Consider the following 12,444-nt stretch of genomic DNA (forward strand, 5'->3'; position numbering starts at 1 on the left):
TTCACATCGTCCAGTGTGAACAAACCCGATACTTTGTGAACGCCCTGCAAGAAATCCAGGACAACAAAAAAGGGCCCACCTTTCGGTGAGCCCTTCCAGACCGCCCAGCAGAGCGGATTTTGTTTGGTAGGCGCGATTGGACTCGAACCAAAGACCCCCACCATGTCTAGGCGACCCAGAAACCGACACAAGCAATTGATCCATCAGGAGAAACAGGTGATTTTGCACAGATGTAAAACCTGAGTATCGCCGTATAAGAATCAATAACTTAGCGTTGTATATTCCTACAGTAGTGGGCCCAATTTTCGGGACCCTACAACCGCAGCCTCATCTAGATGATTCGCACCCTAGACAACCCTGACACGCCCTCAGCGCATTGCGCATTGCGCATACGGACAGCCGTCGACGCCTTCCAAACCGCTCAGAGTGAAAGCGTTGGTCGCCGATTTCCCATTGATCTGACCATCAATATGCCACTTGCGACTGTCATAACTCCAGAGTAACTTTGCACGCTGATCAGCTCTCAAAGGGACAGGTCTAGAATGGAAATCATCATAACCACGTTGCTGATTGGCTTTTCTTTGGGTGCAGTCTGGATTTTTGCGTTATTCGTTGGGCTATGCGTCCAGGTCAAGCAGTGGTGCCATGATTGGATCAACGACACCCCTTTGCCGATCGAACCGAACATAGTTCTTGAAAAAGTACTGGTGTTCGTTGGTGCGAGCAGTTTTGACCGATTCACCTGCGCCATGGTCATCCTGAATGCCCTGGTGCTCTGGCCTTTTACCCTTGTCCTGGCAGCTCCAGCAATCAGAGCCTTTCGCCAGCGCGAGCGGCGCAGGGCTGAAAAATCACTGGTATGTCAAAGCGAACTAATGCGTCTCTCGCCGGACACGTCGACGCCTCTCGTGACAGCTATTAATAGTCGCTCGGTCTCGAACGTTTGATTATGTAGGTGCAGAGCAACTTCGCCACCTCTCCGCGGCAGTGACAGCTTTGCTGGCGACAGCAATAGCAAAAGTATCAGGCTGATTTACTTGCGCATACCACACACATTGCGCACATAACTTTGAGGCGCCTTCAAGGCTGCTTGGTCAGCAATGATGCCGGCGCGGATATCGAAAACAGTTGATCCAGAAGCTGAAGAGAGTTCGACGGCTCCTGCATCGCCCAAGCTAGCGGGGCTGGTGGAACTGGGCACATCCCCACTACTGGCACGACAACTTCCCGCTATGAAAGGATTCGCATCCAGATCTAGGTCATGCCAGCACCCCGGCGGCTTTCTTCCATAGCGCCAGCCAGTCATCCTGGCCATTGAGCCCGCCATTGATGCGCCGGGGGGGGGGGGGGGCCGTTCGAAGTCTCCGACATCGGCCAGCGTGTTCAGCCCCTTCGTCACCCAGAACCAGGCGGCTGACATACAAGCGTACTGCGGCTGCTCTAGCAGCTCAGGCTGATTGACCAGGTCCACGCCCAGCGGATCTGCAACAGTTGCTGCGGAGTAATTGGCATACTTTTCTCCTAAGATTCAAACTCAAGAGGATTGATCGAAGATTTCTGGTTATCCGCTTCTCATCTTTGGGGTACGATGCCCACGCCCAAGAACAAGGCATGAGCCATCTGGAATTTTATTTATAATGACGTCTCTTTCCGTCGACAACTTTACCAGCAACAAAAATAAACTAGCGCACCCGAAGTACCGTGCTGATATTGACGGACTAAGGGCTATTGCGATTTTGTCGGTGTTAGTTTTTCACGCCTTTCCGACACTGCTACCCGGCGGTTTTATTGGTGTAGATATTTTTTTTGTAATTTCAGGATTTCTGATTTCAACTATACTTTATGAAAACTTTGAGCAGGACAAATTCAAGCTAACTGATTTTTACGCGCGCCGAATCAAACGAATATTCCCTGCCCTATCACTAATCCTGATTACGTGTATTGCCCTGGGTTGGTTCACCCTTCTAAGCGATGAATACAAGCAACTCGGCAAACACATTGCCGGCGGCGCGGGCTTTATTTCAAACCTTATACTACAACAAGAGAGCGGTTATTTTGACTTATCTGCGGACCTAAAACCGCTTTTACACCTGTGGTCTCTTGGCATTGAAGAGCAGTTCTACATTTTTTGGCCCATAGTGCTATGGGCAGGATACAAATGCAGGATAAACATACTGGCAATTTGCACACTCATCTTGTGCACATCTTTCACATGGAACATCTATCATATCCATAGCGATCCCGCGACGGTATTTTACATGCCCTACACCAGAATATGGGAGCTCTTGGTAGGGGCAGCCATCGCTTATGCGCACGTGTACCGAAAGGAGTCACTTTCTACTGCATTCAACATTGCAAATGCGATGATCATTAGATTTTTTCCGTCCAAACCGACTAAGACAGATAATAGTGCCTTACGAAATATCGCCTCAATATGTGGTACTAGCACCCTATTCATAGGGCTAGTATTTATCAACAAAGACAGTTCATTTCCGGGTTGGTGGGCATTCCTCCCAACATTGGGCGCGGCGCTGATAATTTCAGCGGGGCCCGACGCAATTTTCAACAGGTTATTTTTGTCGTCTCGACCAATGATATGGATAGGTCTAATTAGTTTCCCGCTTTATCTGTGGCATTGGCCGCTATTATCATTCGCTCACATCTTTGAGGGCGGCCCAGTGCCACCAAGCGTCAGGGCAGCTGCGGTTGCACTCTCCGTTTTACTGGCATGGTTAACCTACAAAATTATTGAGCGACCAATTCGAACAAGCAACAACAAACTTACCAGCATGTTATTGCTGACACTCATGCTGCTGGTAGGTTATACCGGATACTCTATATACAAACACAATGGATTCGAGTCGAGAGTGGGGGGCATACAAGGATTCTCAAGCTACTTTGAAAACTCACTTCCCGAGCAAAAATACTTCCAAAAAATCGACTTACTTAACACCTATAGAACTGATTGCGACTTTTACAATCTGGAAAAATATCGTAGCGGCAATGCCACGAACACTCCCCGCGCATCTATAAAAGAAAGCTGCTATACAAAAGATACCACCAAAAACAAGACTGTATTCCTGTGGGGGGATTCCCACGCGCAGCAGCTATATTCAGGAATGAAAAACAGATTGCCGTCTGATTGGAACATTCTACAAATTACAAGCTCTGGCTGCACTGCATCACCTTCGATATTAAACCCGTCGACTGTAGATTATTGCGCGCAGTCAAACTGGTTTGCTCTCGAAACCTTAAAGAAAACAATACCCGATGTTGTAGTCATTTCTCAAATTGCCAATTATGACATCCCCACCATTCATCAGTTATCCGAAAAGCTTAAATCAATCGGTGTAAAACGTACTATTTTTGTCGGCCCTGTCCCTCACTGGACAGCCGAGCTACCAAAAATAATCATGAAATCATTATGGCTAAACACTCCGAACCGCACGCTTATTGGTTTGAGTCAGGAAACCATTGATTACAACGCAGCCTTACATAGGACCCTGCAGGACTCAGGCATAGTATTTGCCGACATCATAAATGTACTTTGCAATGAGCAAGGGTGCCTCACTTATCTAGGTGAGGACAAGGCCAAAGGCATCACCAGTTGGGATTACGGACACCTAACACCAATAGCAGCTGACTATGTAGCAAAAAAACTACTTGCTCAGTTAATAATCAACAGTGAGTCAGACACCCAAACCACTAATAAATAATCAATTTGCCGACCTGACAAACTTTTCCCGGCAATAATTTCGCTCAAGACAGCTTCAGCGATTCAGACGACTCAGGGGTGGCGGCATCGATATCCACTGCATCCTGCAGTGGGTTGATGGCTCGCGTGGCTTGGTCCAGCAGGAAGTCCCTGGTCCGGCGATACCGGCTAATGCAGACACAGCCGATGTTGCAAGCCCTGCAAAACCGAAGCGAGTGAATATGTTGCCGCCGGCAGGGAACGAGGATATGCCGGCGTTGCCATTATATATCGGTGGAGCCGCATTATTCACAGCATTGCCACCCGGACCTCTGGGAGCAGTCACCAAAGAATCGACTGAGGTAGTGCCTCCAGTAGGGCCGTTGCCGCCAACGGGTGAAACACCACCAGCCCCGATAGTAATGGCTTGACTGGCGCCAATAGTTGCCGCCAGAAACCGACCTTTGGCATAAAAGCCAGCCGCCCCTGAAGCCCCCAAACTCACGTTGCCGGCCGGTGAGCGCCCTACCTTCCACGAGATTCGCGCACTCGGTGCCTGGCTGTATGAGCAACAGGGTTTCGAGCAGGAATACATTCAGGGCTTGATGGGTCACGCTGATGTGAAGATGACCGAACACTTCTAGACAGGGCACGGTGATGACGCGGGGGTTTGCATGAAGGTGAAAACTGACCTGAAGATGTAGCGCCGGTGGTCGTTTGCCCAAAATATTCCAAAAGTTTGCCCAAACACCAGACAACAAAAAAGGGCCCACCTTTCGGTGAGCCCTTCCAGACCGCCCAGCAGAGCGGATTTTGTTTGGTAGGCGCGATTGGACTCGAACCAACGACCCCCACCATGTCAAGGTGGTGCTCTAACCAACTGAGCTACGTGCCTGCTGTGAGGCGGCATTCTACGGAATTCCGAAGGGGTGTCAACACCTTTTTTCGAGCTAACCCTATGAATATGCAAAATATTTAATTTTGCGGGTACAAAGAAGATTTTCCGGGTGGCTGGCGGCCGATTTTCAACTCGGGTAGGATCAACGCAATCGTAAAATATATTAAACAGAGGCAGCAGGATGGCGAACACCCCCTACCCAGAGTCCTACTACGCCGCATCGGCCAATGCGGTTCCGCCGCGCCCGGCGTTGCAAGATGACGTCGAGACCGATGTCTGCGTGATTGGCGCCGGCTATACGGGGCTGTCCTCTGCCCTGTTCCTGCTGGAGAACGGCTTCAAGGTCACGGTGCTCGAAGCCGCCAAGGTGGGTTTCGGGGCGTCCGGTCGCAATGGCGGCCAGATCGTTAACAGCTATAGCCGCGACATCGATGTCATAGAGCGCACGGTCGGCCCCAAGCAGGCTCAACTGCTGGGGCAAATGGCGTTCGAAGGTGGGCGAATCATTCGGGAGCGGGTCGCCAGGTACAACATTCAGTGTGATCTGAAGGACGGTGGCGTATTCGCCGCGATGACCGCCAAGCAGATGGGGCATCTCGAGTCCCAGAAGCGCCTGTGGGAGCGATTTGGCCACACCCAGCTCGAACTGATGGATCAACGCCGCATCCGCGAAGTAGTGGCTTGCGATCAATACGTTGGTGGCATGCTCGACATGAGCGGCGGACACATTCACCCACTCAACCTGGCACTGGGTGAAGCGGCGGCCGTCGAGTCCCTGGGCGGGACGATTTATGAGCAGTCGCCGGCCATACGCATCGAGCGTGGCGCCAACCCGGTCGTGCACACACCGCAAGGCAAGGTCAGGGCCAGGTTCATCATCGTCGCCGGCAACGCTTATCTGGGCAATCTGGTGCCGGAGCTGGCCGCCAAGTCGATGCCTTGCGGCACTCAAGTGATTACCACGGAGCCACTGGGCGAGGAACTGGCTAAGACCCTGCTGCCTCAGGATTACTGTGTCGAAGACTGCAATTACCTGCTCGACTACTACCGCCTCAGCGGCGACAAGCGCCTGATTTTCGGTGGCGGCGTGGTATACGGCGCGCGGGATCCGGCGAACATCGAAGCGATCATTCGACCGAAAATGCTCAAGGCCTTCCCGCAGCTCAAGGACGTGAAGATCGATTACGCGTGGACGGGCAACTTCCTGCTGACCCTGTCGCGCCTGCCTCAGGTCGGTCGCCTGGGCGACAACATTTACTATTCCCAGGGCTGCAGCGGCCACGGCGTGACCTACACACACCTGGCGGGAAAGGTGCTGGCCGAAGCGCTACGCGGCCAGGCCGAGCGTTTTGACGCATTTGCCGATCTGCCCCACTACCCGTTCCCCGGCGGACAAATGCTGCGCACCCCGTTCGCGGCGCTGGGCGCCTGGTACTACGGGTTGCGCGACAAGTTCGGCGTTTGAGGGACCTGTAGGAGCTGGCTTGCCAGCGAAGGCGTTCCATCGGCCAACATCGTTGCTGGATATGACGTCCTTTTCGCTGGCAAGCCAGCTCCTACAGGGGCGGTGGGTTACAGTCGATCCCGCGCGATTCCGCTGCGAATCCGCAGGATATCGGCCAGCACCGCCAACGCAATCTCCGCTGGCGTCTTGCTGCCCAGGTTCAGCCCGATTGGCGCATGAATCCGCCCCAACTCGACATCCCCCAGGCCGCCGATGCGTCGCAAGCGTTCGAAGCGTTTGTGCGAGGTCTGCATCGAGCCCATCACACCGATATAGAACGCCTCGGTGCGAACCGCCTCCATCATCGCCAGGTCATCGATACGTGGATCGTGGGTCAATGCCACCACCGCCGTATCGCTGTGGCAACCGCCGTCGGCAATGAACACCGAAGGCAGTTGGCGGCGAATCTCTACGTTTTCCAGCACGACGCCTTCCAGCACTTCGTCCCGCGGGTCACACAGAATCACCTCGAAACCCAGGCCCACGGCAAACTCTGCACAGGCCTGAGCGACACTGGAGTAACCGGCGAGCAGCAAACGCTGGGCCGCGCCAACGCGCACACGCACCCGGTCGATTTCACGCTCGATACGCACACCCTGCTCACGATCATCGAACAGACTGCGCGCACCGCTTTGCAGATCAACTTCGCGGATCAGCCGACGTCGGCCCAACAGCGCCGCCTCCAGCTCCCGCAAATGCGCCTGCACGCCACATTCGGCATCAAGCTTCTCGACCAGCACATCCAGCACCCCGCCACACGGCAGGCTGACGCGAGAGCGTGGGTCGTCGCCTTCGCCGTAACGAACGACGCTGACCGGCTCCAGAAACGCGCCCTCGGCGACTCGCTCGAGAAAGTCTTCCTCGACACAGCCACCAGACAACGAGCCAATCCATTGCCCATCAGAGTTCACCGCCAGCAGCGAACCCGGTGCCCGCGGTGCCGAGCCGTAAGTGGCCAGCACCGTACACAGCCAGATGCGCTGGCCGGCTGTCGACCACTCCAGCGCCCGGCGCACCACCTGCAGATCGAGATGCTGCATATCAGTGCGCCTTGTGCTCGAGCGGCGGCGCATCGGCCCGCAACTTCTGCACGTCGTTCACAGCCAGATCATTCGGCTGACCGCCCCAGCCCTGACGCAGGTAGTTCAGTAGATCCGTGAGTTGCTCGTCGCTCAATTTCCTGGCGAACCCTGGCATCGGTTGCATGTGTTCGAACCCGGAAAACTTCTGTTCGCCGATACCGTCGTCGATCACCCGCACAAGGTTGCGCGAATCTTCCAGGCGCAACGTGGTGTTGCCACGCATGGCCACGGCGATGTGCGGCTTGCCCTCGCCGCCCGGCGCATGGCAACCGGCGCAGACATTCAAATATTCCTGACGGCCACGCTGGGCACTTGGGCTCAGTTTGTCCAAAGGCACTTCGGTGAGCACTTTCGCCACTGGCGGCTGATCGCCGAGCAGGAAGGTCGCCATCGCCGCCAGATCCGGATCGCTGAGGCCCTGAGTGCTGTTGTGGAACACCGGGAACATCTCGTTGAACATCGTGCCCTGGGCGCTCATGCCGTGCTTGAGGAACGAGCTCAGGTCCTGATGGTTCCAGCCACGGGCCGCCAGGTCGTTCGCTAGCAGGCTTGGCGCCAGATAACCGTTGAGCAGCCCGCCGGTCATGCGCTTGTCCTGCTGCATCGCACCCGGCAAGCCGCGCGGCGTATGGCATTCGCCACAGTGACCCAGCACATCGACCATGTACTGGCCGCGCTTCCAGGCTTCACTCTTGCCTTCAGCCGGCTCCAGCTTCACGTCCTTGCCGTACATCATGTTCCAGCCCATCAGGCCCAGGCGCACGTTGAACGGGAAGCTCAGGCTGGTGACTGGCGCTGCACGCTCGATCGGCTCGACGGTTTTCAGGTAGGCATGAATCGCGTCGGAATCTGCTCGCGGCATCAGGTGATACGAGGTGTAAGGCATCGCCGGATACAGGTTCGCGCCATCGCGGCGTTTGCCTTCGGTCAGCGCGGCAAAGAACTCATCATCGCTGTACAGGCCGATGCCGTGCTCTTTACTCGGGGTGATATTGGTGCCGTAGATGGTGCCGAACGGCGACACGATCGGCAGACCGCCGGCATACGGCGCACCACCCGGTGCGGTGTGGCACGCCATGCAGTCGGCGGCGCGGGCGAGGTATTGGCCTTGCTTGACCTGCGCATCATCGGCGTGGGCCAGCAACACAGGCGCAGCCAGACCAACCGCCAACGCCAGGCGGCTAAGTAGTAACTTCATGCTTAACCCTCCTTGACCAGGCCGAGATCGGTCAGCACGTTGCGCGTGGCGCTGTAGTAGCGCACGTACCCGGTGCAACGGCAAATGTGATGACCGAGGCTGTCCTCGATGACTTTTTCCAGCTGGCTTTTAACGATGGGCTGACGCTGCAGCTTTTCCACCAGTACGGTCGCGGCATTCACGAAACCCGGCGCGCAGTAGCTGCACTGGAAGGCGAATTCATCGACGAAGCGCTGCTGGATCGGATTCAGCTCGGTGACTTTGCCCTGCTCGTCGCGGGTCGCATGGCCTTCGATGGTCCGTACTTTCTTGCCTTCGAAATAGTGCGCGCCGGTGATGCAGGTGCGCACTTCTTCGCTGGTGCCGTCGGGGTTGTCGACGATCACCACGCAGGCGTGGCAAATGCCCTGGCCGCAGCCCAGGCGCGAGCCGGTGAGGTTTTTGTACTCGTGCAGGTAATCGATCATCGGCAGGTCATCAGGGATGTCCACCGGGCCGACGGATTGACCGTTGAGGGTCAGTTGAAGCGGACGGTTAGCCATTGAGGGCCTCCTTGATGCGTGCAGAAGTGATAGGCAGGTCGCGGACACGTTTACCGATGGCATGGGCCACGGCGTTGCCGATGGCGCCGACCACCGGGATCATCACCACTTCGGCGATACCTTTGGACGGGTCGCTTGGCGACAGTGGCGGCAGGATGTCCGCCGTCTGTTTCCACACCGCGACGTGCCGCGCCATTGGCAGGCGGTAACGGTTGAAGTTCCAGTCACCCTCCCCCGGCCCGCCTTCGTACAGCGGCATCTCTTCCATCAACGCATGGCCAATGCCCATGGCGATACCGCCCTCGAGCTGGCCCTTGACCAGTTCCGGCACCAGCACACGACCGCACTCGACCCACGAGTGATGGTTGAGTACCGAGACTTCCGCCGAGCCTTTGTTGACCTTCACTTCCACCAGCGTCGCCACCGGGCTGTAGTAAGTCACCGCCGCGTTGTTCAACTGGGTTGCCGGGTAGGCGATGTTCTGCCGATCCAGCAGATGGAAACCGGCGCTGCTCATCTGCGCCTTCTTCGCCTTCGGTGCACCGTCGCCGTACTTGACCGCCAGGCCATCGAGCGGCAGACGCTCACGCACGCCGTCGATGCTGAACTCGGCCTCGGCCCAGCTCCAGCGGTTGAAACCATGCACGGTAGCGCCGCTCACGAGGCCACGCTCGTGAACGCGCTTGGCCAGCATCGCAAACGGCAAAGGCTCCATGCCGTTGGCTGTCAGCTTGCCATCGACCCAATGGGCGTCTTCGCGGCGCACAACGTAAGGGTTGGCCTGACCGCCATAAGGGCCTTGTCGCCAGATCTCCAGCGCCGCCGGCCACAGGCCGTGATTGAACAACACGCGCGCCGCTTCACGGGTGGCGTGACTGAAGTAGTACGCAGAGTTGGTTGCCGACGAAGCCGAAGCGACTTTGCCGACCCAGCGCGGATTGCGCAGGAAATTGTCCTGCTCGGCCTGACTCATGATGTACGGATTGCCGCCACTGATCAGCTGCAACTCTTTCCATTCGGTTTCGCCGGTCTTCACTTCGTGGGCCGGAATACCGAGGAAATCAGCCACGACCATGGCCTGCGAGGTGGACATGCCGGTACCGATTTCGATACCGATGTGGCGAAGGGTAATGCGACCTTCGGCAGTGAATTCAATGCTGGCCATCGGCGCTTCGGAACCGGTGCCGAAGTCTTTCTGGCAGATGGCGAAACCCACCCCGTACCAGTTATCCGGATCGGCGGCTTCGCGCTGTTTCTTGATCGCGTCGCGGTTTTTCCAGGTGTCGTGGACGGCAGCCTTGTCGAGAATCTCGTGCAGGCGCAAGGCACCGGCCGGGATCGCGCCCTGGGTGTTTTTCATACCCGAGCGCAGTGCGTTTTTACGGCGCAGCTCAATTGCATCGACACCGAGGCGATCAGCGATTTCGTCGACCATCATCTCGGTCGAGGCCATGCTCTGCAGGGTGCCGTAGCCACGCATCGACCCGGCCTCCACTGCGCGGGAGTGATAAGCCGTGACCTGCAGATCGTTCTGCGGCATGTAGTAGATCGATTGTGCGGCCGTGGCACCCACCGCAGCCACCGACGGGCTGTAGTTGATTCGCCCGCCACCGTCGACGCTCATTTCAGCGCGGAAGATCTTGAAGCTGTGATCGTTCTTGTCCACCGCCAATTGGTAGCGAATGTCGAACGGGTGACGCTTGATGCCACTCTGGAACTGCTCGTAGCGGTCGTTGGCCAGGCGCACCGGCACACCCGCGCCGTACAACGCGGCCAGCGCTGCGTAGTAGACGAAAATGTTGTGGTCTTTGGAGCCGTAACCGACGGTATAACCCGGGTGCATGTTCAGGTTGGCCAGGCCAAAACGCGACGGCGCAATCATCTTCGCGGTCTCGGTCGCGGCTTCCAGCGGGCACTGGGTGGCGACAACGAAATGCAGGGTCTTGGTCGCCGGGTCGTACCAGCCGTTGCCGTTGTCCGGCTCCAGGGCCGCCGGTTCGATCGACGGGGTCTTGTAGCGCTCGTCGAACACCAGCCAGTTGTCCGGCGGCGTATCGATCTGCTGCTTCATGCGGTCGGCGTAGAACAACCCGCGCTCGGTCAGGTTGCCGTGCAGGTTCGGCTGGGAGTTCCACACCGGACGACGGTTTTTCAGCATCGGGAACAGGATCGAATCCTTGAGGCTGGCGAACTCGTCTTCATCCGCCGAGGTCGCGCCGCCGACGCGCACGTAGCGGAAGCTGCCGTAGGGATCGCCTTCGTAGAACGGCACCTGGGCACCGTAACGAATCGCCTTGTCATTGAATTTGAGTTTGTTCTTGGCCTGACGGAAACGCTCGAAGTCGTTCCAGATCAGGATCGCCACCGGGTGCCCGATGAACATCGGCACCTTGCCGGCCGGCAACAATGGATCCGGGGCGTGCTCCTCAGGGAACACGATGCCGTCCTTGACCAGGTCTTCGGCGGTGACGATGCGGTCCGGCTGCAACTCGGCACCCAGCCACGACAGGTCGATGCCTGCGAAGATGTGGTCGGCCTTGATGGTTTTGAGCAGCATGGCGTGGCCTTGCTGCTGCGGCCAGCCCGGCATGTCCTTGGCACGGATGTCACGGGCAAAGACTTTACTGCCGCAGACTTTGGACAAGGCATCGTTACGGGCGCGTGCCTTGCCATTGTTGCCGAGCCACTGCTCGGACGGCACAGTCACGCTGTTTTCCATCAAGGCGGCCAGCGCCTGGCTGCTCAATGGCGTGAGCGTCACGCTCACGCCCGCTACCAGCCCGCCCTGAAGGAACGAGCGCCGGGATATATCACGGTTGGACATGGATCATCCTCTGGGCGGTTATGGAGTCCGCCCTTCTGGTTATGTACTGGAAAATCTCGAGTCTTGCAGAAGCCCCTTTTGACGATACAAAGGGCTGTTGTTGACAGTGCAAAGCTGACCGAAAGGTTAAGTTTATAGCCTTATGGCCTGACGGAAAACTAAAAACTGACCAGCAAATCAAAAAAACGCGACTATTCGACGCAGCACATTAAGAGTAGCCGTGAATTTCGGTAGCGTGAGGCTGGAGGGGTGCCGCTGGACGACGGCGTCGTCAGCGTCCGATAGGCCATTCCGGCAATGAGGCATGCAGAAAGGTCCACCAGGAATAAGGCGAGAGGAGAAAACCTGAATTCCAGAAACAAAAAACCCCGGTCTTTCGACCAGGGTCTTTGCTATCGACTCGAAGTAACCAGTGGTTTCTTCGTAGCTTCAAGGCGTTCAGTTGGCCTTGAGGCAGATATGGCGCAGCGGACGGGACTCGAACCCGCGACCCCCGGCGTGACAGGCCGGTATTCTAACCGACTGAACTACCGCTGCGTATCGCTTTGAGCAGATGCTCAAGTAACTCGTCTGATTGAAAACTCAGTAGCTTTTCAATCTCGAACCAAGCATGCCTGATTCGGAAAATATGGCGCAGCGGACGGGACTCGAACCCGCGACCCCCGGCGTGACAGGCCGGTATTCTAACCGACTGAACTACCG

Annotated in this window: 9 protein-coding genes, 2 tRNA genes and 1 pseudogene; 3 read left to right on the forward strand and 9 right to left on the reverse strand. The window is 56.7% G+C overall.

Going from position 1 to position 12,444, the window contains the following annotated elements; translation table 11 throughout:
• Positions 1–542 precede the first annotated feature (542 nt).
• Positions 543–947, forward strand: coding sequence for a hypothetical protein (locus tag AC07XF_RS22460; RefSeq protein WP_495028224.1), 405 nt, complete (start codon positions 543–545; stop codon positions 945–947).
• Positions 948–1,080: 133 nt separating this feature from the next.
• Here AC07XF_RS22460 and rz1 read toward each other — a convergent pair whose 3' ends face one another.
• Complete coding sequence (gene rz1, locus AC07XF_RS22465) at positions 1,081–1,203, reverse strand: lysis system o-spanin lipoprotein Rz1 (RefSeq protein WP_495028230.1); 123 nt, start codon at positions 1,201–1,203, stop codon at positions 1,081–1,083.
• Between the two features lie 56 nt (positions 1,204–1,259).
• A pseudogene (locus AC07XF_RS22470) lies at positions 1,260–1,510 on the reverse strand (glycoside hydrolase family 19 protein); the annotation flags it as partial.
• Positions 1,511–1,637: 127 nt separating this feature from the next.
• Here AC07XF_RS22470 and AC07XF_RS22475 point away from each other — a divergent pair.
• Positions 1,638–3,716 (forward strand): acyltransferase family protein, encoded by a 2,079-nt coding sequence (locus tag AC07XF_RS22475; protein ID WP_495028225.1) that lies wholly within the window; start codon positions 1,638–1,640, stop codon positions 3,714–3,716.
• A gap of 43 nt (positions 3,717–3,759) precedes the next feature.
• Here AC07XF_RS22475 and AC07XF_RS22480 read toward each other — a convergent pair whose 3' ends face one another.
• Positions 3,760–3,963: a tail fiber assembly protein gene (locus tag AC07XF_RS22480; RefSeq protein ID WP_495028231.1), complete on the reverse strand. Its 204-nt coding sequence runs from the start codon at positions 3,961–3,963 to the stop codon at positions 3,760–3,762.
• Between the two features lie 549 nt (positions 3,964–4,512).
• A tRNA-Val gene (locus AC07XF_RS22485) sits at positions 4,513–4,589 on the reverse strand.
• A gap of 184 nt (positions 4,590–4,773) precedes the next feature.
• Here AC07XF_RS22485 and AC07XF_RS22490 point away from each other — a divergent pair.
• Positions 4,774–6,057 (forward strand): NAD(P)/FAD-dependent oxidoreductase, encoded by a 1,284-nt coding sequence (locus tag AC07XF_RS22490; protein WP_495028226.1) that lies wholly within the window; start codon positions 4,774–4,776, stop codon positions 6,055–6,057.
• Positions 6,058–6,164: 107 nt separating this feature from the next.
• Here AC07XF_RS22490 and AC07XF_RS22495 read toward each other — a convergent pair whose 3' ends face one another.
• The 5 genes from AC07XF_RS22495 to AC07XF_RS22515 form a co-directional block, all read right to left on the reverse strand.
• Positions 6,165–7,136, reverse strand: coding sequence for an XdhC family protein (locus AC07XF_RS22495; RefSeq protein ID WP_495028227.1), 972 nt, complete (start codon positions 7,134–7,136; stop codon positions 6,165–6,167).
• A 1-nt stretch (position 7,137) separates the two neighbouring features.
• The gene (locus tag AC07XF_RS22500) at positions 7,138–8,376 is read right to left on the reverse strand and encodes a c-type cytochrome (protein ID WP_495028228.1); all 1,239 of its coding nucleotides are present in this window, start codon (positions 8,374–8,376) and stop codon (positions 7,138–7,140) included.
• A 2-nt stretch (positions 8,377–8,378) separates the two neighbouring features.
• Entirely contained in the window at positions 8,379–8,918 is a 540-nt protein-coding gene (locus AC07XF_RS22505; protein ID WP_007982256.1) for a (2Fe-2S)-binding protein, read from the reverse strand.
• A complete protein-coding gene (locus tag AC07XF_RS22510) occupies positions 8,911–11,742 on the reverse strand; it encodes a xanthine dehydrogenase family protein molybdopterin-binding subunit (RefSeq protein ID WP_495028229.1) in 2,832 nt (943 codons plus the stop codon). The genes AC07XF_RS22505 and AC07XF_RS22510 overlap by 8 nt, the downstream gene beginning before the upstream one ends.
• A 460-nt stretch (positions 11,743–12,202) precedes the next feature.
• Positions 12,203–12,279 (reverse strand) — tRNA-Asp (locus AC07XF_RS22515).
• Positions 12,280–12,444: the final 165 nt, after the last annotated feature.

This window comes from Pseudomonas sp. GW821-FHT01C01 (assembly GCF_059422645.1).

What these genes read in the sequence shown, in the direction of transcription:
- AC07XF_RS22495 (WP_495028227.1), bottom strand. Translation starts at nt 7,136, where the DNA reads ATGCAGCATCTCGATCTGCAGGTGGTGCGCCGGGCGCTGGAGTGGTCG.
- AC07XF_RS22460 (WP_495028224.1), top strand. Translation starts at nt 543, where the DNA reads ATGGAAATCATCATAACCACGTTGCTGATTGGCTTTTCTTTGGGTGCA.
- rz1 (WP_495028230.1), bottom strand. Translation starts at nt 1,203, where the DNA reads ATGTGCCCAGTTCCACCAGCCCCGCTAGCTTGGGCGATGCAGGAGCCG.
- AC07XF_RS22475 (WP_495028225.1), top strand. Translation starts at nt 1,638, where the DNA reads ATGACGTCTCTTTCCGTCGACAACTTTACCAGCAACAAAAATAAACTA.
- AC07XF_RS22500 (WP_495028228.1), bottom strand. Translation starts at nt 8,376, where the DNA reads ATGAAGTTACTACTTAGCCGCCTGGCGTTGGCGGTTGGTCTGGCTGCG.
- AC07XF_RS22510 (WP_495028229.1), bottom strand. Translation starts at nt 11,742, where the DNA reads ATGTCCAACCGTGATATATCCCGGCGCTCGTTCCTTCAGGGCGGGCTG.
- AC07XF_RS22490 (WP_495028226.1), top strand. Translation starts at nt 4,774, where the DNA reads ATGGCGAACACCCCCTACCCAGAGTCCTACTACGCCGCATCGGCCAAT.
- AC07XF_RS22505 (WP_007982256.1), bottom strand. Translation starts at nt 8,918, where the DNA reads ATGGCTAACCGTCCGCTTCAACTGACCCTCAACGGTCAATCCGTCGGC.